The 20,907-nt window shown below is 70.9% G+C and carries 19 protein-coding genes and 3 pseudogenes; 8 read left to right on the forward strand and 14 right to left on the reverse strand.

Annotated features, from left to right (window positions below; all coding sequences use genetic code 11):
• The 6 genes and pseudogenes from Acy02nite_RS25100 to Acy02nite_RS25125 form a co-directional block, all read right to left on the reverse strand.
• Nucleotides 1-314, reverse strand: a pseudogene (locus Acy02nite_RS25100) (hypothetical protein); the annotation flags it as partial.
• A gap of 75 nt (nucleotides 315-389) precedes the next feature.
• Nucleotides 390-776 (reverse strand): VOC family protein, encoded by a 387-nt coding sequence (locus Acy02nite_RS25105; RefSeq protein ID WP_203744672.1) that lies wholly within the window; start codon nucleotides 774-776, stop codon nucleotides 390-392.
• 155 nt (nucleotides 777-931) lie between these two features.
• A complete protein-coding gene (locus tag Acy02nite_RS25110) occupies nucleotides 932-2,077 on the reverse strand; it encodes an NAD(P)/FAD-dependent oxidoreductase (RefSeq protein ID WP_203744674.1) in 1,146 nt (381 codons plus the stop codon).
• Nucleotides 2,074-2,214 carry a hypothetical protein gene (locus tag Acy02nite_RS25115; protein WP_203744676.1) on the reverse strand — a complete coding sequence of 47 codons (141 nt, stop codon included), beginning with the start codon at nucleotides 2,212-2,214 and terminating at the stop codon, nucleotides 2,074-2,076. The genes Acy02nite_RS25110 and Acy02nite_RS25115 overlap by 4 nt, the downstream gene beginning before the upstream one ends.
• 47 nt (nucleotides 2,215-2,261) lie before the next feature.
• Nucleotides 2,262-3,131: an AraC family transcriptional regulator gene (locus Acy02nite_RS25120; protein WP_203744678.1), complete on the reverse strand. Its 870-nt coding sequence runs from the start codon at nucleotides 3,129-3,131 to the stop codon at nucleotides 2,262-2,264.
• A 369-nt stretch (nucleotides 3,132-3,500) separates the two neighbouring features.
• Nucleotides 3,501-4,448, reverse strand: coding sequence for a C45 family autoproteolytic acyltransferase/hydrolase (locus tag Acy02nite_RS25125; protein ID WP_203744680.1), 948 nt, complete (start codon nucleotides 4,446-4,448; stop codon nucleotides 3,501-3,503).
• 220 nt (nucleotides 4,449-4,668) lie between these two features.
• Between Acy02nite_RS25125 and Acy02nite_RS47765 the strand changes: the two are divergent.
• The 3 genes and pseudogenes from Acy02nite_RS47765 to Acy02nite_RS25135 form a co-directional block, all read left to right on the forward strand.
• A pseudogene (locus Acy02nite_RS47765) lies at nucleotides 4,669-4,812 on the forward strand (DUF1990 family protein); the annotation flags it as partial.
• A 121-nt stretch (nucleotides 4,813-4,933) separates the two neighbouring features.
• Nucleotides 4,934-5,119, forward strand: a pseudogene (locus tag Acy02nite_RS47630) (DUF1990 family protein); the annotation flags it as partial.
• Nucleotides 5,120-5,259: 140 nt separating this feature from the next.
• Entirely contained in the window at nucleotides 5,260-5,835 is a 576-nt protein-coding gene (locus Acy02nite_RS25135) for a fibronectin type III domain-containing protein (RefSeq protein WP_203744682.1), read from the forward strand.
• A gap of 60 nt (nucleotides 5,836-5,895) precedes the next feature.
• Here the strand turns inward: Acy02nite_RS25135 and Acy02nite_RS25140 are convergent, their stop codons facing one another.
• Nucleotides 5,896-6,177: a hypothetical protein gene (locus Acy02nite_RS25140; RefSeq protein WP_203744684.1), complete on the reverse strand. Its 282-nt coding sequence runs from the start codon at nucleotides 6,175-6,177 to the stop codon at nucleotides 5,896-5,898.
• Nucleotides 6,178-6,710: 533 nt separating this feature from the next.
• Between Acy02nite_RS25140 and Acy02nite_RS47770 the strand changes: the two genes are divergently transcribed.
• Complete coding sequence (locus Acy02nite_RS47770) at nucleotides 6,711-7,244, forward strand: aldo/keto reductase (RefSeq protein ID WP_438820867.1); 534 nt, start codon at nucleotides 6,711-6,713, stop codon at nucleotides 7,242-7,244.
• Nucleotides 7,245-7,252: 8 nt separating this feature from the next.
• On the opposite strand, the gene pdxR is transcribed toward Acy02nite_RS47770, so the two are convergent.
• Nucleotides 7,253-8,650 carry a MocR-like pyridoxine biosynthesis transcription factor PdxR gene (pdxR, locus tag Acy02nite_RS25150; protein ID WP_203744686.1) on the reverse strand — a complete coding sequence of 466 codons (1,398 nt, stop codon included), beginning with the start codon at nucleotides 8,648-8,650 and terminating at the stop codon, nucleotides 7,253-7,255.
• Nucleotides 8,651-9,092: 442 nt separating this feature from the next.
• Here pdxR and Acy02nite_RS47775 point away from each other — a divergent pair, with 442 nt between their 5' ends.
• On the forward strand, nucleotides 9,093-9,272 hold the full coding sequence (locus Acy02nite_RS47775) for a hypothetical protein (protein ID WP_203744688.1): 180 nt from the start codon (nucleotides 9,093-9,095) through the stop codon (nucleotides 9,270-9,272).
• 237 nt (nucleotides 9,273-9,509) lie between these two features.
• Here Acy02nite_RS47775 and Acy02nite_RS25160 read toward each other — a convergent pair whose 3' ends face one another.
• Nucleotides 9,510-10,214: a YceI family protein gene (locus tag Acy02nite_RS25160; RefSeq protein WP_203744690.1), complete on the reverse strand. Its 705-nt coding sequence runs from the start codon at nucleotides 10,212-10,214 to the stop codon at nucleotides 9,510-9,512.
• Nucleotides 10,211-10,510: a hypothetical protein gene (locus Acy02nite_RS25165; protein ID WP_239175185.1), complete on the reverse strand. Its 300-nt coding sequence runs from the start codon at nucleotides 10,508-10,510 to the stop codon at nucleotides 10,211-10,213. Before Acy02nite_RS25165 ends, Acy02nite_RS25160 begins: the two co-directional genes overlap by 4 nt.
• A 79-nt stretch (nucleotides 10,511-10,589) precedes the next feature.
• On the opposite strand from Acy02nite_RS25165, the gene Acy02nite_RS25170 reads away from it, so the two are divergent.
• Nucleotides 10,590-11,441 (forward strand): TetR/AcrR family transcriptional regulator, encoded by an 852-nt coding sequence (locus tag Acy02nite_RS25170; protein ID WP_203744692.1) that lies wholly within the window; start codon nucleotides 10,590-10,592, stop codon nucleotides 11,439-11,441.
• A 169-nt stretch (nucleotides 11,442-11,610) separates the two neighbouring features.
• Here Acy02nite_RS25170 and Acy02nite_RS25175 read toward each other — a convergent pair whose 3' ends face one another.
• Both Acy02nite_RS25175 and Acy02nite_RS25180 read right to left on the reverse strand, forming a co-directional pair.
• Nucleotides 11,611-12,489, reverse strand: a complete 879-nt coding sequence (locus Acy02nite_RS25175; protein WP_203744694.1) for an aldo/keto reductase — start codon at nucleotides 12,487-12,489, stop codon at nucleotides 11,611-11,613.
• Nucleotides 12,490-12,509: 20 nt separating this feature from the next.
• On the reverse strand, nucleotides 12,510-12,932 hold the full coding sequence (locus tag Acy02nite_RS25180; RefSeq protein WP_203744696.1) for a (R)-mandelonitrile lyase: 423 nt from the start codon (nucleotides 12,930-12,932) through the stop codon (nucleotides 12,510-12,512).
• Nucleotides 12,933-13,116: 184 nt separating this feature from the next.
• Between Acy02nite_RS25180 and Acy02nite_RS25185 the strand changes: the two genes are divergently transcribed.
• Nucleotides 13,117-13,995, forward strand: coding sequence for a helix-turn-helix transcriptional regulator (locus Acy02nite_RS25185; RefSeq protein ID WP_203744698.1), 879 nt, complete (start codon nucleotides 13,117-13,119; stop codon nucleotides 13,993-13,995).
• 3 nt (nucleotides 13,996-13,998) lie between these two features.
• Here Acy02nite_RS25185 and Acy02nite_RS25190 read toward each other — a convergent pair whose 3' ends face one another.
• A complete protein-coding gene (locus Acy02nite_RS25190) occupies nucleotides 13,999-17,145 on the reverse strand; it encodes a diguanylate cyclase domain-containing protein (protein WP_203744706.1) in 3,147 nt (1,048 codons plus the stop codon).
• A gap of 164 nt (nucleotides 17,146-17,309) precedes the next feature.
• A complete protein-coding gene (locus Acy02nite_RS25195; RefSeq protein ID WP_239175187.1) occupies nucleotides 17,310-19,802 on the reverse strand; it encodes a GAF domain-containing protein in 2,493 nt (830 codons plus the stop codon).
• Nucleotides 19,803-20,083: 281 nt separating this feature from the next.
• On the opposite strand from Acy02nite_RS25195, the gene Acy02nite_RS25200 reads away from it, so the two are divergent.
• A complete protein-coding gene (locus Acy02nite_RS25200) occupies nucleotides 20,084-20,893 on the forward strand; it encodes an SAM-dependent methyltransferase (RefSeq protein ID WP_239175188.1) in 810 nt (269 codons plus the stop codon).
• The last annotated feature ends 14 nt before the right edge of the window (nucleotides 20,894-20,907 follow it).

Raw genomic sequence — 20,907 nt, forward strand, 5'->3', positions numbered from 1 at the left:
CCCTGCCACACGGCATCGGCGGGCGGCGTGAACGTCGCGGTGGCGTCGTGCAGGTCCCGCAACAGCGTCCCTACCGCGCCCACGGCCTCGTCCGACCAGGCGTGCGGATGCGGCGACTCTCCCGGCACGAAGCTGTACCCGTCGCCGGCAACGCGCGGCGCCCCGGCGAAACCCTCCCGCTCGAGGTGCTCCAGCAGGGCGAGAACCGCAGGCGTCCAAGGCCCGGTCGTCTTCCGCACGACCCCGTCGACCAGAACCGCGTCCGCGGTGTGAGTGCCGGAGCCCCAGGTACCGAGCCGCTCGGAAGACTCCACGACGTGCTCCTCATCGCCCGGTGGACGTTACGCCGGAACGAAGCATCACCACGAACAGAGCAGGTCGCAAGCCGTTTACGCCGGCCCCGCAAGGCCGATCAGATTGCCCTCCGGGTCGGTGAAATGGGCGACCACCAGCGCTCCTCCCGGGACCTGCTCGGGCCCCATGGTGCGGGTTCCGCCCAACCGTTCGGCCTCGCGTAGTGCGGCAGCGACGTCAGGGACGCCGACGTAGAAGACAACGTGCGGCTGATGCCCGTATCCGCCGCCCACGCCACCGGGAATCGCCGTGGCGTTGCCGTTCACCGCCGGAGCGACATAGCCGTACTCGCCCTCCCGGGAGACCGATTCCGCCACCGGGCCACCCGTGTCGAACGACCACCCGAACAGGCTGCCGTAGTAGCTGCGCAACCTCTGCGGATCAGCTCCGATGATCTCGAAGTGCACCACTGGTTGTCCCATGAACGTCCCCTTCCCAGTGCCTCGGCAGCGGGCCTCGGCTTCCCGGACGTCTCCGTCGGCGCACCGTCGCAGGGCCGTCCACTCGCGACGGTAACGATTAAGGTTGCCCGCTCAGACGGTGGCGCCGAGAGCAGGGGGACCACGACGTCAAGGTGTCAATTCTGCGCCTGGGCGATCAGGGCCTGCCGCCAGGAGCGGATGGCCTTGGGCGGCATCCCCACGGCGAGGGCGCCGACGAGACGACCTTCCTTCCGGTACGCGGCCAGGAACCGCCGCTGCGACAGGTCCCCCTCGGCGATCTCGACCTCGTCGTGGCCGCGCAGGTAGCCGTACGCGTGGATCTTCAGGTCGTACTGGTCGGACCAGAAGTACGGCACGGGAGCGAACGGTTTCCTCGCGTCGGGATGCAGCAGGTTCCGGGCGACCGCCATGCCCTGCTCGGCGGCGTTCGTGCGGTGCTCGATGCGCATGCTGACGCCGAACAGCGGGTTGTGCCAGCGGGCCACGTCCCCGGCGCCGTAGATGTCCGGGGCCGCGGCGCTGTACTCGTCGCAGATCAGCCCGTCGCCGATCGGGAGGCCGCTGCCGTCCAGCCAGCCGGTGTTGGGCAGCGACCCGATCGCCGTCAGCACCTCGTCGGCGGCAACCAGCTCGCCGCCGGACAGGATCACGCCGCCGTCGGTCACCGCGTCCACCGCCACCCCGGTGCGCAGATCGACGCCGTGGTCCCGGTGCACCTGGGACAGCACCCGGCCCACCTGCTCGCCGACGGCGTGCGCCAGCGGAACGGGAGCGGGTTCCAGCAGGACCACCTCGCAGCCCAGGCCCCGCGCCACGGCGGCCACCTCGGCGCCGAGGAAACCGGCGCCGACCACCGCGAGCCGGCGGCCCGGGCGGAGCCGCTTGCGCAGCTCGACCGCGTCGTGCAGGGTGCGCAGCACGTGGCCGCCTTCACCGGGCAGCCGGCGCGGGCGCACCCCGGTCGCGACGATCAGTCCGTCGTAACCGAGGTGCCCGCCGTCGGCGAGGCGCACGGTGCGGGCCTCACGATCGAGGCCCGCCGCGACAGCGCCGAGGCGCAGATCGAGGCCGAGACCCTCGAGATGCTCCCGGGTACGCAGGGTCAGCCGCTCGGCCTCCCAGTCGCCGGCCAGGATCTGCTTGGACAGCGGCGGCCGGTCGTACGGCGGATCCAGCTCCTCGCCGAGCAGGGTGATCGGACCGGCGTGCCCCTCACGGCGCAGGGTCTCGGCGGCGGCCAGGCCCGCGGCCGACGCCCCGACGACGACGATCCGGTTCACTGCTCGACCAGGCGGACCGCCGCGGCCGGGCACACCGCCGCGGCCTCACCCACCTCGTCGTGGCGCTCCGGGCCGGGACTCGCGGACAGCAGGCGGCTGCCGCGTCGGAACCGTTCAGCACGGGTGAGCGAAGGCACCCGCACATCCTAGGTGGATTGACGCCCCTCGTCGTGGCGCCCGGTTGTCATGCCGGTTCGACAGGCAGCCAGAGCTCACACGTCGCGGTGCTGAAGTCCTCCGCACGCTCGAGCACGGCCACGATCTCCGGACCCGGGCGCAGGCGCCAGGGGTTGGAGGGGAACCACTCGCTGGCTGTCGCGGCCCACGCCGCCTGAAGAGTCCGCGGATGCGGCCCCGCGGTCCGGAAGACCGCCCACCTGCCGGCCGGGACCTCGATGGTGTCGAGATCGTCGGCGACCGGCGTGTCCGTGGAGACGGCGACGCCGTGCAGGTAGGTGAGGTCGCTGCCCTCGGCGCGGTCAGGGTCGAGGCCGTCGCTGACCGCGAGCAACCCTGCCGGCTCGATGTTGCCGAGCGCCTTCAGCCGCGAGTGCTCCTCCTTCGGCAGAGCGGTGATGTGCCGCTGGATGTGCGGGCTGGCTCCCTGGTGGATCAGCGGTACGCGGGCGGCGTGCCCCACGAGCCGGAACGCGGGGTGGTCGACGATGCGCGTGTCCATGCGCTCGCTCCCTTCGACGGTCAGGCGGAACCTGAGTTGTGGTTGGGTGCGGAGGGGGCCTCCATCGCGGCGCACCTCACCGGGGCCGGCACCGTGCACCGCCCGGAAGGCCCGGCCGAACGCCTCGGCCGAGCCGTATCCGTGCCGGACGGCGATGTGCAGCAGGTCCTGCTCGCCGCGGACGACGTCGGCGGCGGCCACGGTCATCCGGCGACGGCGTACGTACTCCGACAGCGGCATGCCGGCCAGCGACGAGAACATCCGCCGCAGGTGGTGCTCGGTCGTGCCGAGCGTGCGTGCCGCATCCCTGACGTCGAAGCCGCCGGTCAGGTTCTCCTCGACGAGGTCGACCAGCCGGTTGAGTGCCGTGATCATGAGGCCTCCTTCCGAGGTCAACTCTGGCCGAGCAGGCGCACCCGGCGCCCGATCGTTGCGGACCGATCCGATCATGCGCCGGCACCGGTGCGATGCCGGCGAGGTGACGGGTCGCGGCGGGACCGTGCACGGCCCGGGTGAGATGAACTGCGCGCCCGGGTCCTGACGCGGCTGGCCCGGGAACTGCTCGAGGACCCGTCCGCGGACACCCGGCGCCGGGCCTGGTCGACGAGGCCACCGCGCGATGGCTGACCGAGGCGGTGCCGCACGTGGAGATCGACGTGCTCCCGGGCGGGCACTTCCCGCACCTCGCCCACCCGGCCGCGCTGGCCGAGTTACTGGCCATAAGGCCGGCGACGGTACAGCCTCTCAGCTGCTCCGGCCCAAGGTCACGGTGCGGGATCCGGGGGTGAAGTCGCCGAAGGACTGTTGCCAGGACTCATCCGGCCAGTAGTACGTCACCCGGCCCTCGACGGGCCGATAGTGGGCTGTGTAGAGCGTTCTCGACCCCTGCTCGTCGACGGATCGGTACAGCGGCGGTTTCAGCATCGCCGCCACGTCGTCCGCACCCGCGGCGCGGATGGCGCGCAGCCGCTCCTGCGTCCGCAGGGTCCGTTCCTGCTCGTCGGTCACCGGCAGGTGCTGGTGATTGGCGGCGCAGGCATCCGGCGCCACCTTCGGTGCCATGTCCGGCCCCACGAACACCGTCACCGCCTTGGCCGGATCGACAAGGGTGAGATTCTGCGGGACGGCGACCGGTAGGAATCGCAGCCTGCCGACCGCCTCATCGACGGTGTCGCACGTCTCCAGCAGGTAGCGCACCAGAACGAGAATGGCGAAGCCGCGTCCGTAGGCGGAACGTCCGCCCCAGGTGAGCGAGACCGCGAGACCGGCGTCGTTCATCCCGTCCAGCAAGCCCCACAGCATGTCCTGCATCCCGATCACGGGGCGCAGGAAGCAGGAGGAGACGATGGTCCCCTCGCACTGATCGGGCCGTAGGTCATAGTTGCGCAGCAGAGTGCCGTTCCTGCCGATCTGGGTGCACGCCTGGGAGAACGGCCGCAGTGCCGCGTGGGTGAGGAAGACTTCCGCCTCGGGCCGGTCGAGTTGGCCGGCCAGACGGTTCAGAACCGGGACCAGTTCCGGCAGGTGCGCCCGGAACAGCGCCCGGACACGATCCGCGCCCTCCGGGGTCCGGCCCTCCTCGGTCAGCAGGCCCTCCATCTCCCGCCACAGGCCCCGGGCGTAGGCGGCCCACCGCCCGTCGCCGCCGTCGCCGACCTCGATCGCCCGAAAGGTCTTGTGCTCTTGCCGCACGGCTGCCACTCCCCCAGTGAGAATCGGCCGAGATGACGGCAACCTAGCTAATCGCGGGGTCGGCGACGAGCGCGACGCACCGCCAGCTGACTCGGGTGGTTACTGTGATCCGGTGCGAGATGTCTCAGCCGGCACCTTCGCCGAGCTGGCTGCTGCCGACCTGACGTACCGACAGGTCGGCGCGACTCGTGACGCCTCGTTGCCGCTCGGATATGACCATGTGTCCCGCGACGTCGTGGTGGGGAAGGGCCGAGACGCTTTCGAGCGCGCCGCCGAAGGGCTCTTGACCTGGCAGATGCACGCTCTGGCAGGTCTGGCCCCGGTGAGCCCGGCCGAGAGGGCCGCTTCCGGCGCCATCGTGGTCCTTCGCGCCGGCTTCGGGCCGCTGCGTCTGACGATTCCGTGCCGAGTCGTCTACACCGAGGAAGGAGCGAGACCGCCACGGCTTCGCCTACGGCACCCTCCCCGGCCACCCCGAGCAAGGCGAGGAAGCCTTCCTGATCGACCTGGCGGACACCGGCGATGTCCACGTCCGCATTCGCGCGTTCAGCCGTCCGGCGTCGCTGCTCGCCAGAGCCGGAGGACCCGTAACGCGCCTGGTCCAGGCCTACGCGACGAACCGCTACGTCACCGCAATCCGACACCTCATCGACCCGGACGCCGGGCCCTGAGCGGCAGCTCGGTGCTCCTACCTCACCGTCGAGACCGGTGCTTTCCGTTCAGTTCGACTCGAAGTCGCCGATAGCCAGCGGGTGTGCAGACAAGAGGATCTACCCTGGCGCTGCGACGAGGCGCTTCGGTAGTAGCCGCCATGTTGACAGTGCTGGGGGCGGCCAGCGCGTCCGTCGTGATTTCACGGGCGCCTCAGGGCAGCACGGCGCAAGGCCGCTCGCAGTCCCCGATCAGCGGCCAGGACAGCGACGATGGCTCGATGGCCGGCATAACAGCGACAACCTGCGCCGAGCTGGCTGAGCAACTCCTCGAGCGCGATGGCTACTTGGAGCTGGGTGACTGCAGGGACGAGGGTGCCACCTCAGGCCCGCCAACACTGTCACCGGAGGACTGGGAAGAGGCGATTGCGCGCGCATATCACCCGGTGCGGCTGGGATCGCGTCTGGTCGAGGGCCACCAGGCCTGCGGCCCCGACGCCAAGCGAATCACTGTCGACACGACGACGCCGTCGCTGGCCGCGGTGTACCTCAACCAACCGAGATTCGGTTTCAAATTCGAGTATCGGATGCTTGATGCCGGTCAGAGCACCATCGTCGTTGCGCCGTCGCCAAGCCTGATCACCGAGGTCGAAGCCGGGCAAACCTACCAGTGGCGGGTCCGCGCTCTTCGCGAAACGGGTTGGTCGACGTGGTGCGAGTTCACGGTCAAGAGCTAACTTTGCCCACTGGTTCTGCGTGTGGTTATCCGGACGCGACAACCCTGCGCTTCAGGATCGTCATCCGGCCGTCCCCACCACTATGAGCAGAGCGACAACGCCAAGGGTCGTCAGCGTGACTGCGGAGATCAGCAGCCATCGGGCACGCGCAGGAGAGGGCCGGCTGAAGTGGACACCGAGGCCGCAGACAGCTCCGGCGGCACAGACCACGGTCGGAATCAGGCGCGGTCCGTCAGCGTCTCCGGAGACGAGCACCATCAGCGCGACAACGCCGATCACGATGCTGACGTTGGCGATCCGGGTGCGCAGGTTCCAGAAGGCGGAGCGCTGGAACCGCTCCACGGCGCTGCGATACTCCACGCGAACAGTCTGGCGCCCGTCCCGGGTTCCGCAAACGGCGACTGCGGTCGGCCCTCCCCTCGTACGGGAGGATGCTGTTGAAGGGTGTCTTGACAGCCCACCACTCGGGCCGGGGAATCGACCTGGCCTGGGCGGGTGGACAACCGCGATGAGGTGAAGGCTCTCCTCAGCTCCCGCCGCGCGCGGATCACCCCCGAGCAGGCCGGCCCGACCGGTTACAACCGCAACCGGCGGGTTCCCGGTCTGCGCCGCAGCGAGGTCGCCCACCTGGCCGGGGTGAGCGTCGAGTACTACGCCCAGCTGGAACGCGGCAACCTCGCCGGCGTCTCCGGCAGCGTCCTCGAGGGCTCACCCGCGCCCTGCACCTCGACGAAGCCGATCAGCAGCATCTGGCCGCCCTCGCCCGCGCGGCCGGGCCCGGCAGCACACCTCGGCGCTCTGGAAGTGTCCCGCATCGGTCTCGGAGCCATGACCATGGCCGGCACATACACCAGCGAGGGCGCCCTCGACAACTGCTGCACTTCGGCCTCTCCGAAGCGTCACCGGAGACCATCCGCCGCGCCCACGCCGTGCAGCCGGTCACCGCCCTGCAGACCGAGTACTCGCTGTGGACCCGCGACGTGGAAGCCGAGATCCTGCCGCTGTTGCGCGAGCTCGGCATCGGCTTCGTGCCGTACTCACCGCTCGGGCACGGCCTGCTGACCGGGCAGATCCGTACCGTCGACGACTTCGCCGACGACGACTGGCGCAAATCCAACCCGCGGTTCACCGGCGAGAACTTCCGGCGCAACCTCGCCATCGTCGACGAGGTCACCGCCATCGGCGCCGAGATCGGTGCCACCCCGGCCCAGACCGCGCTCGCCTGGATCCTGACCCGGGGCGACGACATCGCGCCCATCCCCGGCACCCGGCGGGTGGCCCGGGTCGAGGAGAACACCGCCGCGGACGCCGTCGAACTCACCCCGGCGCAGCTGGCCCGCCTCGACGCGCTGCGCCCAGCGGCCGGGGCACGCCACGACGACGCGAACATGGCCTCGATCGACCTGTAGCCCGGCTTTCAGCCCCGGGATCCACTCCCCCGGGCTTCCGGTCGGAGGTACGCCCGGACGGCCGTGACCAGCGCGGACACCGCACCCTCGAACGCGTGCTGCGGCGGGGTCGTGTAGCCGACGACGACGCCGAGTGCGGCGTCCGCAGGGCGGTGGTGGAAACCGCTCAGGCGATCGACGGCGACGCCGTGCGCGGTCAGCGTGTCGAGCAGCTCCGGCTCGTCGGCGATCGTTCCCGGCAGGTGAAGGACGGCGTGCAGGCCGGCCGCCACGCCGGACAGCCGCGCGGGCGGCAGCTGCTCGGCGACCGCACGGCCGAGCCGGTCGCGGCGCTGCCGGTACCGGGTGCGGCAGCGCCTCAGGTGCCGGTCGAGTTCACCGCTGCGGATGAGCTGGGCCAGGATCAGCTGGTCGATCACATTGACGTACGTCTCCTGGAAGCGCAGCACCTCCCGCAGGGCCGGGATCAGCCGGGTGGGTGCGACGAGCCAGGCGATCCGCAGGGCGGGCGCGATGGTCTTGCTGACCGTGCCGATGTAGACGACGGTGTCGGGGTCCAGTCCCTGCAGTGCGCCGATGGGCTGGCGGTCGTAGCGGAACTCGCCGTCGTAGTCGTCCTCGACGACGACCGCACCGGCCCGCCGCGCCCAGCCGACGAGCTCCCGGCGACGCTGCGGGCTGAGGGTGACCCCGGTCGGGAACTGGTGCGCCGGGGTGACCACCGCGGCCACCTCGTCGCCCAGGTGACCGATCATCAGGCCGGCGCCGTCCACCGGGATGCGGCGGACGTGCAGGCCGCTCCTGCCGGCCAGCGCCGGATAGTCCGGGACGGTCGGGTCCTCGAAGGCGATCGTGGACCGTCCCCGGTCGACCGCCTGGCACAGCATCCGCAGCGCGTGGGTGTACCCGGCGCAGATCAGGACATTGCCCGGCGTGGTGATCACCCCGCGGGCACGGCCGAGATAGCCGGCCAGGGCCTCGCGCAGTTCGGCGGACCCGTGCGGGTCGCCGTAGGCGAGCGCCGCGTGGGGCATGGTCCGCAGCACGTGCCGGGTCGCGGCCAGCCAGGCACGGCGTGGGAACAGCGACAGGTCGGGCAATCCGGGCCGCAGGTCGAAGCCGGTGACCGGTGCACGGAACGGTGAGGCGAGCGGAAGGTCCGGGGGTGGCCCCTGGCCGGGGCGCGGCGCCACCGACATCCCGGATCGCGGCCGGGCGGTGAGGTAACCCTCGGCGGCCAGTTGCTCGTAGACCTGGCTGACGGTGTTGCGGGCGACGCCCAGCTGCTGCGCCAGGACCCGCGAGGACGGCAACCGGCTGCCGGGCGAGAGCTGCCCCGAGCGTACGGCTTCGCGCAGCGCCCGTTCGATGCCGGCCCGCAGACCGTGGGTGCGGTCGATGTCCAAGTGGAGATCCAAACCGGTTCTGGCCCACTGATCCGTCATGCAACTGGACTATATCGAGGAGCCAGAATCTTCCTACGGTCGTCGCATGAAGCACCTCGCCGTCGCCATCGGCCTCACCGTGCAACTGGTCGGTACGAGCCGACCGGCACCGCTGCCCCCGACCGGCCCACCGGTCCACGATCCCGAGCCCGCTCGCCGGAGACGCGCGTGGCCGGCCCGGCTGTTCAGGGCCGTGACGGGCCGGCCCAGCACATGAACAGGATGGTGTCGTCCAGCGTGGCGATCGTCGCGCCTGTCAGCCTCGGGTCAGGATGAGATCCTTACGGCTGAGCACGGCAGCGAGCACCTCGCGTGGCGCCCGCTCCGGTCAGCGCCAGGCTCCCGACCTCCGTGCGTACCGGTCCAGGCCGCTCGCCGACGAAGACGACGTGCGCTCCGGCAGGTGGGCGAGCACCTCGTACGGGCCGACCGCGTCCAGGGCGGTGAACCGGAACATCACCAGGTGCCGGGCGATCTGCGACGCGATCTCACGGCCGAGGTCCTCCTCGACCAGTGCCAGCGCCAGGTCGATGCCGGCGTACGCACCGGCGTCCCGCCGGGACTCGCCGTCGTGACCCGGTAGGCCCCTGGGCCGGCGCCGGTGAACACTTCCAGCGGACCCGTCACATCGAGGCTCTGCACACCCTCGAAGACGATGATCACCACGTCGCGGCTCGGCACGAACTCAGCTTCCCGGCCGCCGGGGACGACAGCAATGTCGTAGACCCCACCTTTCCTGCCACCAGGATCGCCGCCATCGCCCCTGTCCAGCAGGTCATGGCCACCGAGGGCGTACACCCCGGACGGCCGATGCCGCTGGTCAGCCGGCGTGCAGGATCAGCCGGAACTCGGCGGTGCCGTGGTCGGCGAGGGAGCCGAGTGCCCCGTACCCCTCAGGCTCTGCGATGCTCCAGTCGGCGAAGTGGACCGGGAGGGATCCGGTGACCGCGATGCCCGTGGCGTCGCGCCGGGCGGTCAGAGCGGCCGGAGCCCGGTGGGTGACGCCGTGCAGAGTCAGCTCGCCGATGGCGCTGAACTCGGTCGTGGCCCCGGAGGCGAAGGCGTCGTCGAGGGAAACCGGCTCGGCCAGCCGTACGGTGGCGTGGGGGAAGCGTCCGGTCTCCAGGCTGGTCGCGAACTGGGGTGCGGGTTGCTTGCCGTCGGTGGTGAGGCCGAGCAGGTCGATCGTGGCCTCGACGGAGTCGATCCGGTTGCCGGTCATCGTCATGGCGCCGGTCACGCCTTCGGTGCGGCCGGTGACCTCGCTGGTGGCGCCGAGGAAGGTCTGTTCGACACGGAAGCCGGCGGCCGATCCGGAGGCAATCCGCCACTGCGCGGGCATCGGCCCGGCCGGCGCGACGCTCCCGGCCGGCGGCAGGGTGAGGGGTGCCGCGGCCGGTTGCAGGGCGACGACTGCCATGGCCGTGCCGAGCAGGCCGAGCAGCAGCACCACGGCGATGCCGAGGGTCCACCACAGGCGGCGCCGGGTGCGGGTCCGGCGGGGCAGGACGGTCGGTGCGGTCATGATGTCGTCTCCTCGAAGTCGACACGGAACGCCGGGTAGCGGCCGGCGAACGCAGCGAACGCGTCCGAGGGCGCATCCCGGTCGACCGGAAGGTGCGGCCGGGCGCCCGGGATCTGCCGCAGGAAGCCGCGCTCGACACGTCCGGTGCGGCGGCCGGGCACTTCGAGGGTGATCCAGCGGCGGGATGTGAGCCCGGCGCCGAAGACGGTCGCCCAGAAACGGGCGTACCGGCGGGCCGTGGCGTTGCCTCGCCCGCCGACGTACATGGCACGGAGATGGTCGTCCTTCAAAAGCATGAGTTCAGCGTGTCATTTGAAACTTGAGACATGAAGTCCCAAGTCCAGTATTCGCGCGATCAGCACTATGCTCATCGAGATGGAGGGGAAACCAGGCCCGACCAGCATCACCCGGCGGCACCGGCGGCTCAGCGACGCCGAGACCCGGGACCGGATGCTGCGGACCGCGATCGAGATGATCGATCGTGACGGCCTCACCGTGAGCCTGGAGCACATCAGCTTCGAGGCGGTCATCCGGGCGGCGGACGTCTCCCGCAGCACGGCCTACCGGCATTGGCAGTACAAGGACCAGTTCTACGGCGATCTCGTACGAGAGCTGGCCCGCACCGCCGGACCGCCGATCGTTCGCGACGAGATCAGCCTCATCAAGCACGTCCTGGCCGACCACGAGGACGGGCTGACCACGCCCGAGGGCCGGCATCGCGTGATGATCGAGCTGATCCGGCGGCTCGCCGTGTTCGACCTGGAGGCCGTCCTCGCGTCCCCGGCCTGGCGGACCTACCACGCCCTCTGCGCGACCGTCTCCGGCCTGACCGACAACGACCTGCGCAACCAGGTCCAGGCCGCGCTCGCCGAGTCGGAGAACACGCGGATCGCGCGGATTGCCGACGCGTGGCGGGCGTTGACCGGGTTGTTCGGCTACCGGCTGCGCCCCGAGCTCGGCACCGACTTCGAAACCCTCGCCTCGGTCCTGACCGTCGCCATGCACGGCCTGGTCGTCGCCGCGATCGCGTCGCCCGACGTCGCCGGCCGGCAGATCGTCGCGAGCCCGTTCGGCGCCGGGCCACCGCAGCGCTGGTCCCTGTCAGCGCTCAGCGTCGCTGGCACCGCACTGACGTTCCTCGAACCCGATCCGCACGCCCCGGCCGACGGGCAGCGCCTGACCCAGGTGAACCGGGCCATCGACGCATGGGCGTCGCAGCGTTCCTGAGAGGCCGGTTCAGAAGATACGGGGCGAGCGCCGGCGCGGCCAGGATTCCCGGCCGCGCATTCACGCCGGCATGCTCACCGTTCACCGTGACTTCCGAGCCACTGCCAATCGCTGGGAACGACCTCTCCGGGGTGGCGGTCCGCGACCCCCCGGCCGGTCGTGGCCGGGGTCAGGCTTCGGGGATGGCCCGGCCGAAGTTCTTCAGCGTGACGTCGGCCGGCTCGGGGCCACCGCGCCGGCCGGTCTCGAGACCGTCGATCGCCGCCAACTCGTCGGCGGTGAGCTCGAAGTCGAAGACGGCGAAGTTCTCGGCGATGCGCCGCGGGTTGGTCGACTTCGGGATGACCTGGCGGCCCTGCTGCAGGTGCCAGCGCAGCATCACCTGAGCCGGGCTCCTGTCGTGTGCCTTCGCGATGTCGCCGATCACCGGGTCCTCGAGGGTGCTGCTGTGGCCGCTGTCGCGGTAGAAGGTGATCCCGCCGATCGGCGCCCACGCCTGGGTGAGGATGCCGTGGCGCGCCCCGAACTCCTGCACGTCACGCTGCTGGAAGTACGGGTGGACCTCGATCTGGTTGACCGCCGGCACGATCGTGGTCCTGTCGAGCAGCGCGGTCAGGTGCTCCACCATGAAGTTGCTGACCCCGATGGCGCGGACCTTGCCGTCGGCCAGCAGCTTTTCCAGGGCACGGTACGCGCCGAGGGTCCGTTCGAACTCCGACGGCAGGGCCTGGTGCAGGATCAGCAGGTCGATCCGGTCGACACCGAGCTTGCCGGCGCTCTTGTCGAAAGCGTGCAGGGTCTCGTCGTACCCGAAATCGCTGATCCAGATCTTGGTTTCGAGGAACACCTCGTGGCCGGACTTGGCGACGGCCTGGCCGACCTGCCGTTCGTTGCCGTACGCGGCGGCGGTGTCGATGTGCCGGTAGCCGGTCGACAGTGCCGTCTCGACGGCGGTGACGGTCTCGTCCGGCGGGGTCTGGAAGACGCCGAAGCCGAGCGCGGGCAGCTCGACGCCGTTGTTGAGCCTCAACAGTGGAACGGTGCTCATGGGGCTTCCCTTCGGGTGGGTCAGCGGCGGTGGGCGGCCGGCTGCGGGGCGGGGTATTCGTCGACGACGTGCTCGGCCCACTCGGTCTCCGGGCCCTGCTGGTCGTCGGCGAGGCCTTCCCACATGGCCAGATGGGTCATGAAGTGCTCGGGGGCGGCGCCGTGCCAGTGCCATTCGCCCGGCGGGGTGTGGATGGTGTCGCCGGGCCGGATCTCGACGACCTCGCCGCCGCGGGACTGCACCAGGCCGACGCCTTCGGTGACGTGCAGGGTCTGGCCGTTGGCGTGCCGGTGCCAGGCGGTGTGCGCGCCCGGCGAGAACCGCACCACGTTGACCCGCAACCGCGACGGCGGCTCGCCCGCGGCGACGACGTCGAACCAGACGTCACCGGTGAACATCTCGGCCGGGCCCTTGGTGCTCGGCCGCTTCTTCTGCATCTCCATCGTGGTGCCCTTCCTTGCTGTACGTCGTGACGGGCCGCCGGTCACCCGCCGATACCGACGGTAGGCACCGGGCCGGCCCTGGAGGGAGGTTCTGGTGTTACCCCCTTCAGCCTGTTTCGTCCCCGCCGAGGGAGGTAACACCAGGCCCTCCCAGCAGCCGGGCGCCGGTCGTACCGTCGAAGGCATGGATCACCGCGCCGAGACCCGCGACTTCCTCACCACCCGCCGCGCCCGCATCACGCCCGAACAGGCCGGACTGCCCGCCTACGGCACCAGCCGGCGGGTGCCCGGGCTGCGGCGCGAGGAAGCCGCCATGCTCGCCGGGGTCAGCGTCGATTACTACACCCGGCTGGAGCGCGGCAACCTCTCCGGCGTCTCCGACAGCGTCCTCGACGCCCTGGTCCGTGCCCTGCGCCTCGACGACGCCGAGCGCGACCACCTCTACGACCTGGCACGGCAGGCCAACACCGGCCCTCGCGCCCGGGCCGGCCGGCGCCGCACCACCGCGACCCTGCGGCCGGCCGTCCAGCAACTGCTCGACGCGATGACCGGCGCGCCCGCGTACGTGCGTAACGGCCGCCTCGACATCCTCGGCGCCAACCACCTGGCCCGTGCGGTGTTCGCGCCGGTCTTCCGCGACGGGGACAGCCGGCCCAACCTGGCCCGGTTCGTCTTTCTCGATCCGGCCTCGCAGGACTTCTACCGCGAGTGGGAGCGACTCGCCGAGGACGTCGTCGCGCTGCTGCGCGCGGAAGCCGGACGCGACCCGTACGACAAGGACCTGACCGATCTGATCGGCGAGTTGTCCACCCGCAACGACCGGTTCCGCACCTGGTGGGCTGCCCACGACGTACGGCTGCACCGGTCCGGGGTCAAACAGCTGCGCCACCCGCTGGTCGGCGATCTCAATCTCGCGTACGAGTCGATGGCGCTGACCACCGACCAGGGTCTGCAACTCAACGCCTACAGCGCCGCGCCCGACTCCCCCGACCAGGATGCCCTCAACCTGCTCGCGAGCTGGGCCGCGACCGAGAAACAGCCTCAGGCCGGCAACCGCGACTGACGGTCAGGCGGCGCCGGGGGCGGTCACGCTCGCCTGCCGGGGCCCGCGGTTCTTCAGCTTGGTCGCGTACATGGCGGCGTCGGCCTTCTCGACGGTGGCGGCGAAGCTCTCCGCACCGGTGACGGCGTGCCAGCCGATCGAGGCCCGGACGCCGGCCTTGCCGAGTTCGGCGCTGATCCGGGCGACGACCGCAGGCGCGTCGTCCTCGGTGCACTTGTGCAGCAGGAAGCCGAACTCGTCGCCGCCGAGCCGGGCGACGACGTCGGTGTCGCGCAGGGCGCGGTGCATCGCGGCGGCGGCGACGATCAGGTAGGTGTCGCCGGCGCCGTGTCCCTGGCTGTCGTTGATCATCTTGAGCCCGTCGAGGTCGAGCACGGCGATCACGGTCGGGTCGGCCAGGCGTGCGAAGCGGGTTTCGGCTTGTTCGATCAGGCGTTGCCAGGCACGCCGGTTGGGCAGGCCGGTCAGGGCGTCGGTCTCGGCGCTGAGCTGCTGGTGGAGCATGGCGTTGGCGGATCGGTCGCGGGCCCGGTCGGCGGCCAGCGCGACGGTCAGCAGCCGGCCGAGAAGGGCGAGCAGCGGTTCGGCGTCGGTCATCCGCGGGTCACCGGTGTGGGTCTGCGGGTCGAGGCCGCAGATCGCGCCGAAGAGGGTGCCGTCGGGTTCGGTGATCGCCGCTCCGGCGTAGGTGCCGATGTCGATGAGCTGGTTGACGCCGGCCGCGGCGTAGACGGGCACCTGCTGGGCGTCCCGGGCGACGCTCGGGGCCTGCCCGGCGGCCATGTGCATACAGAAGCTGTCCTGCCAGGGGTGGCTTTCGCCCTGGTGCAGGCCGTAGCCGTTGTCGGCGTCCAGGTACAGGTACGTCTGGCGACCGTTCTCGACGCGGGTGACCGCCCAGAACGCCAAAGGTATCCGGTCGTGGAGGTAGTCCAAAATCAGGCGTGCGGCATGCTCGAACGTCGCTGCCGGCCGCAACGACGGCTCGTCGGTCTCACCGGCGCTCAGGTCCGCGGGCGGCGCCGCGCCGACCGGTGCCGGTCCGGCCTGGTCGGCCTCGGTGACCGGGTCACTGTGCTGCCGGGCCGCGAGGGCGTCCGGGGTGGCGGGCAGGGTGAGGACGAGGCGGGTGCCGGACCCGGCGGGGTTCCCGGTGGCGCGGATCGTGCCGCCGTGCCGTTCGACGATGCGTTTGCAGATGCCCAGGCCCAGACCCGTGCCGCTGTGGCCGGCGCCTCGGTGGGCACGGTGGAAGTTGTCGAAGACCGCCTCGTGCTGGCCTTCGGGAATGCCGATGCCGTTGTCGTCGATCGTCACCGTGACCATCTCGTCGACGACCTCGGTGGCGACGGCAATCCGCGCCGCGGTGCCGCGCGCAGTGTACTTGATGGCGTTGCCGAGCAGGTTCTCCAGCAACTGACGGATCAGGACCGGATCGGCGTACGCCGGATGCAGCTCGCCGACGACGAAGGCCGGGATTGGCGCGCCGTTGCTCTGTGCCTGGTCGATCCGGGCCATGGCGATGTCGTCGACCAGGTCACCGAGGTCGACCATGGTGGGCGAAAGGGTGGCGTCGCGGGCGGTGGTGTACTCCAGCAAGTCGTTGATCATGTTGCGCATGCGGGCGGAGGCACGCCTGATCCGCACCACGGCGTCGGCCAGCTCGGCGCGCGCGGCGTGCTCCGGGACCTCGCCGATGATCTCCGCAAGAGCCTCGCTCCACCCTTCGACGGTGGCGAGGGGATTCTGCAGGTCGTGCGCTACCGCCCCGGCGAAGGCGGCGAGCTCGTCACGGTGGCGGCGTTCGGCGGTCACGTCGTGGAACACCGACACCGCATAGCGGCCACCGTCCTCCTCAGGCAGAGCGACCGCGCTGACGCTCAGGACCCGGCCGTCGGGCAGGCCGGGATTGCGGATCAGGATGTCCATGTCACGGACGTCGGTGCCGGCGAGCGCCCGCCGGTACGGCATCTCGTCGGGCTGCAACGGCCGGCCGTCGGGGTGGAACAGCCCGTAGTACTCGGGTTTCGCCATCGTGTCGGAGTCGCTGACGACACCTCTCATGAGGCGGCGGACGGCAGGATTGCGCAGCAGGAATCGTCCCTGGCTGTCGACGACGGTCAGCCCTTCGGACATCGCGTCGATGATCGCGCCCATCATCCTGGCCTGCCGCGCCGCGGACCGCTCGGCGGCGGTCAGCGAGGCCAGCAACGCGGCGCGATCGTCGCGGCCCAGTGCCAGGGCCAGCCCGGCGACCGCGATCATGCCGACGAACAACTGCGCCACCATGGCCCGCGCCGGATGGGACGCGATCTGGGCGAACACTCCCGTGCCGTGCAGGGTGAACACCACGGTCACCGAGCCGAACACCAGATCGTGCAGGACGACGAACGTGGTGTTCAATCGCAGGCCGGCCCACATGGTCAGCGCGATCACCAAAAACGCCAGCGGCAACCGGTGGTCGAGCCCGAACACCACGCCGTAGACCGCGATCGACAGCACGGTCAGGCTCACGTACTCCGCCCGGCGGCGTGCCGGCAGGCCCGCCCACCGGGCGTGCCAGCTGACCCGCGGGGATGCCGACCACCACGTCTGCAGCGCCTTGCCCACCAGGACCGTGGCCGCGCCGATGAGCAGGATGCTGACCGTGTTACGGGTCAGCCACACCGCGGTCGCCGCCCACGAGTACGTGCCGCTGGTCAGCCACAACCCGGTCGGCCCGACCAGTGCGCCGCCCGCGGTGGCCAGGAACGCCGCGGCCACCAGCCGCCACAACTCGGTCAACCGGCTCAGCGGCTGCACGTGCACGCCGCCCCACGCGTCCGGCAGCCAGCGGTGGCACAGCCGGGCGAAGATCCAGGCCTGGAGCAGGTTCGCCGCGACGAACCAGCCCGCCAGGACAGCCGGCGCGCCCGTCACCAGGTTCACCACGATCGTGACCCCACTCAGTGCGACCACGTCGAGCGTCCGCCAGCGGGAACGGAACTGCACCACGGCCCAGACCGCCGACACCCCGGCCGCCGGCCACACCAGGCTCAGGTTCGTCGCGTCCATCACCGTCAGTCGCCCGGCATAGGTCGCGCCGAGGTACGCCACGGCGAATGCCACCGTCCGCGCCAGCGACGACCCGAAACCCACGGCTGCCCCCACTGCCCCAGCGTTCAGCACCCGTCCGGACGAACCCGCACAGCGCTCCTACTGGAAGGTCGGCAACTATCGCCCGACAATGAGCGCCTGGCGCACGGCGGCACGGTTCATGCCCGGAACGCCGGTTTCGCGGCTGACCATTCCTCGACCAGGGCCTTGCCGGCCGATCACGCCGGGGAAGAGCGAGGCAGCCGTACGCGGGCGATGGTGCCGTTCGGCTGGTTCGGGTCGAGGGTGATACTGCCGTGGTGCCGGCGCACGATGGCATGGGCGAGGCTGAGACCGAGGCCGCTGCCCGGGATCCCGTGGTGGCGGACGTTGCTGCCCCGGAAGAACCGGTCGAAGACCCGGGCCCGCTCCCCGGCGGGGGTGCCGATGCCGGTGTCGGCGATGCACAGCTCGACGGTGTCGTCGTCGCCGGTGTCCAGCCGGACGTGGATCCGGCCGTCGGCGGGACTGTACTTGGCCGCGTTGGAGAGCAGATCGGTGATGACCTGACGCAGCCGCTCGGCGTCGCCGTGGATCGGTGAGGCGTCCAGAACATCGACGTCGATGCTCAGGCCCGTGTCGGTACGGGCGGTCGCCACGCACCCGCTGACGATGGCGGCGAGGTCGCACCGCTCGCTGGTGAGCTCCACGTGGCCGGAGTCGAGGCCGGCCAGGTCGAGCAGCGTACCCACCGTTTGCTGCAGTGCGGCGGCGTTGCGCCCGATCACCCGGATCATCTGCTGGTGCTCCCGGTCGAGCAGGGCGGCGTCCTCGGCGAGCAGTTCGGCGTTGGCGGCGATCGAGGTGAGCGGCGTACGGAGCTCGTGGCCGACGAGATCGACGAAGTCGTCCTGGGCACGGGTGAGTTGCCGGGTGAGCTGCTCGGCGCGGCGCAGCGCCACGTAGACGCCGATCTGCGCGGCGACCCCGTCCAGCAGCACCGTCAACAGGTCCTCGTGGAACTCCGGCGCGCCGGCGTAGCAGGCGAGCACCCCGAGCAGCGTGCCGCCGTCGCGCACCGGCACGGCGAGCACGGTGCGGATACCGTGGGCCAGGCACACCCGCAGGTGCGCCCGGTCATCGGGATTCTCGCCATGGCCGGCGTCGGCCAGATCGGGTACCCAGATCGGCTGGCCCGTCTGCCAGACCCGGCCGATGACCCCCTGCCCGCGCGACGGCGTCTGACCGAACAACCCGTCCTGCGCCGCGCCGGTCGCGTCGTAGTGTCCCGCCGAGCGCAGGTCGGCGGTGGCCTCGTCGACCAGGAACAGCTCGGCGCACGGCCAATTCAGGGAGGTCGTCACGGCCCGCAGGATGTCTGGTGCCGCGTCGTACGCCGAAGTCGCCGTACGCAAGGCGTACTCGACCTGCCGATGGCAGTCGCGGAACCGCTCGGCCCGGCGCATCGCGGTGACCTCGTGCGCGACCGCCACCGCGCCCAGCCGGCGGCCGTCACCGGCGATGATCGGTTGCGCGGTGCTGGCGAAGGTGCGGGTCCGGTGGCCGGGGAAGACGGTGACGACGTCGTCCGTGACGGTCTGCCTGGTATGGAAGGCCCGCATCATCGGGGTCTGCTGCCAGGTCATCAGCCGGAGATCGTCGTGCCGCAGCGCGCCGTCGACCCAGGCCGGGTAGTCCGCCGGCACCTCCTCGTCGCTCCAGCCCACGACCTCGCGCAGAGCACGGTTGAGCAGGACGGTCCTGCCCGTGTCGTCGCAGGCGATCACCCCCACCGACAGGCTGTCGAGCAACGCGGACAGGAAGCTGCCGTGCCGGTCGGCCAGCTCCTGCGCCGCCGTCTCGCCGGACAGATCGGTGAGGAAGACACACGCCAGCGGTCCGCCGGCACTGGGGATCACCGACAACGACGCCCGGCTCGCCAGCCGGTGACCGTCCTTGTGGCGCACGCTGAGCTCACGCACCACCGGCCGGCGCGGCGCCGCCGCGAACAACCGTTGCAGTGCCGCGCCGATCGGCTGATCGTCGTAAGCCAGCTCCAGGCTCTCGTCGAGATGCCGGCCGTACACGTCCTCGGCGGTGAACCCGAGCGTCTGCTGCGCGGCACGATTGAAGCCGGCCACGATGCCGTCCGGGGTGACCGCCAGGAACGCCTCCTGCACACTGTCGAGCAGGGCGGCGCTGTCCAGGGTGTCTACCGCCCGCGTCGAGATGCCGGTGGCGGCCGGTCGCAGCAGCTCGGCGATCTCCACCAGGATCGCGACCTGCTCCCCGGTCCACTCCCGGGCGGCGGTGTCGAGCACGGTCAGCGACCCGACCGGGTGATCATCGTCGTCACGCACCGGCACCCCCGCGAACGCGCGAACACCGAACTGCTCGGCCAGCACATGTTCGCGCAGCTCACGGGACTGCTCGCCCAGCAGGTCGCCGGAGATCACCGGATGATCCTGGCTGACGATGTACTTGCACACCGAGTACGCCAGCGGCGCATGCCCGGCCCCGGCCAGCGACGCCGGCAAGTTGTGACCGCCGACGAAATGCTCCTGCTCCGCGTCGACGAGAGTGACCGCGGCCATCGGCGCGTCCAGCAGCCGGGCGGCCAGCCGGGCGATGCCGTCAGCTGACAGCGGCGCCACCGGCAACTCCCGGCGGGCTCGCTGCACCGCCGACAACCGCACCGGATCCCGCAACACCGCTTCGTTCGCAACGATCATCAACTGTCCGCTTCATGAGGAGCACCTGTCGTAAGCGGGCAACGACGGGCACTCCTCGCAGTGACGTTGAAACGAACCACGGCGCGGGCAGCGCGGCACCTCGCAAACGCGAACGAGACTTCACGGACGTGCGGCTCGCTGTGCCGGCACACTGACCAACGAGTGCGGGCGACGCCGGACACCCGGGTGGTCCGGCGGCGGCATCAGGCGGGTCGTAGGGTGACGACCATGACCGATGTGGACGACGACGCGCTCGATCGGCAGAGCAGGGGGCCGTTGCGGTGAACGACTCCCGGCTGGACATCACCCGGGCGCACCCCGCCCGGCGGTACGACTACTGGCTCGGTGGCAAGGACAACTTCGCCGCCGACCGCGAGTCCGGCGACCTGGTCGCCGAGCAGTTCCCCGCCATCCGTACGGCCGTGGTCGAGAACCGCAAGTTCCTGCGCCGCGCCGTCACCTACCTGAGCGAACGCGGGATGCGGCAGTTCCTCGACGTCGGCACCGGCCTGCCCACGGCCGACAACACCCACGAGGTCGCCCAGCGCATCGCCCCCGAGTCACGGATCGTCTACGTCGACAACGACCCCTTGGTGCTCTCGCATGCCCGGGCTCTGCTGACCAGCACACCACAGGGCAGGACCGCCTACCTCGACGCCGACCTGAGAGACCCCGGCGTCATCCTGGCCGACCCGGTGCTGCGCGCCACCCTCGACCTGTCGCAGCCGGTCGCGTTGATGCTGGTCTCGGTGCTGCACTTCGTCACCGACGACACGATCGCCCACCGCGCCGTGCGTACGTTGCTCGACGCGCTACCGGCCGGCAGCTACCTGGTGCTCTCGCACGCCACCAACGACTTCATGCCGGCCGACGCCGTGGAAGGGATCGCGGCGGCCGACCGTGCGACCCGAGTCGACTTCGGGTTCCGCACCCGCGAACAGATCGCCGCGTTCGCCGACGGCCTGCAACTCGTCGAGCCCGGCATCGTCTCCACCGCCGAATGGCGCCCCGAGCCCGGCGACGACCCGCCGCCGGCCCGCGAGGACACCGCCGGCTGGTGCCTGCTCGCCCGCAAACCGCACACCGCATAGTCGGCGACCGAGGA

Source organism: Actinoplanes cyaneus, from assembly GCF_016862095.1.
GTDB classification, from domain to species: Bacteria; Actinomycetota; Actinomycetes; order Mycobacteriales; family Micromonosporaceae; genus Actinoplanes; species Actinoplanes cyaneus.

Excerpts from the sequence above, each read along its gene's own strand:
- Acy02nite_RS25105 (WP_203744672.1), bottom strand. The coding sequence starts at position 776 with ATGGGACAACCAGTGGTGCACTTCGAGATCATCGGAGCTGATCCGCAG.
- Acy02nite_RS25120 (WP_203744678.1), bottom strand. The coding sequence starts at position 3,131 with ATGATCACGGCACTCAACCGGCTGGTCGACCTCGTCGAGGAGAACCTG.
- Acy02nite_RS25135 (WP_203744682.1), top strand. The coding sequence starts at position 5,260 with ATGTTGACAGTGCTGGGGGCGGCCAGCGCGTCCGTCGTGATTTCACGG.
- Acy02nite_RS25160 (WP_203744690.1), bottom strand. The coding sequence starts at position 10,214 with ATGACCGCACCGACCGTCCTGCCCCGCCGGACCCGCACCCGGCGCCGC.
- Acy02nite_RS25165 (WP_239175185.1), bottom strand. The coding sequence starts at position 10,510 with ATGCTTTTGAAGGACGACCATCTCCGTGCCATGTACGTCGGCGGGCGA.
- Acy02nite_RS25170 (WP_203744692.1), top strand. The coding sequence starts at position 10,590 with ATGGAGGGGAAACCAGGCCCGACCAGCATCACCCGGCGGCACCGGCGG.
- Acy02nite_RS25175 (WP_203744694.1), bottom strand. The coding sequence starts at position 12,489 with ATGAGCACCGTTCCACTGTTGAGGCTCAACAACGGCGTCGAGCTGCCC.
- Acy02nite_RS25180 (WP_203744696.1), bottom strand. The coding sequence starts at position 12,932 with ATGGAGATGCAGAAGAAGCGGCCGAGCACCAAGGGCCCGGCCGAGATG.
- Acy02nite_RS25185 (WP_203744698.1), top strand. The coding sequence starts at position 13,117 with ATGGATCACCGCGCCGAGACCCGCGACTTCCTCACCACCCGCCGCGCC.
- Acy02nite_RS25195 (WP_239175187.1), bottom strand. The coding sequence starts at position 19,802 with ATGATCGTTGCGAACGAAGCGGTGTTGCGGGATCCGGTGCGGTTGTCG.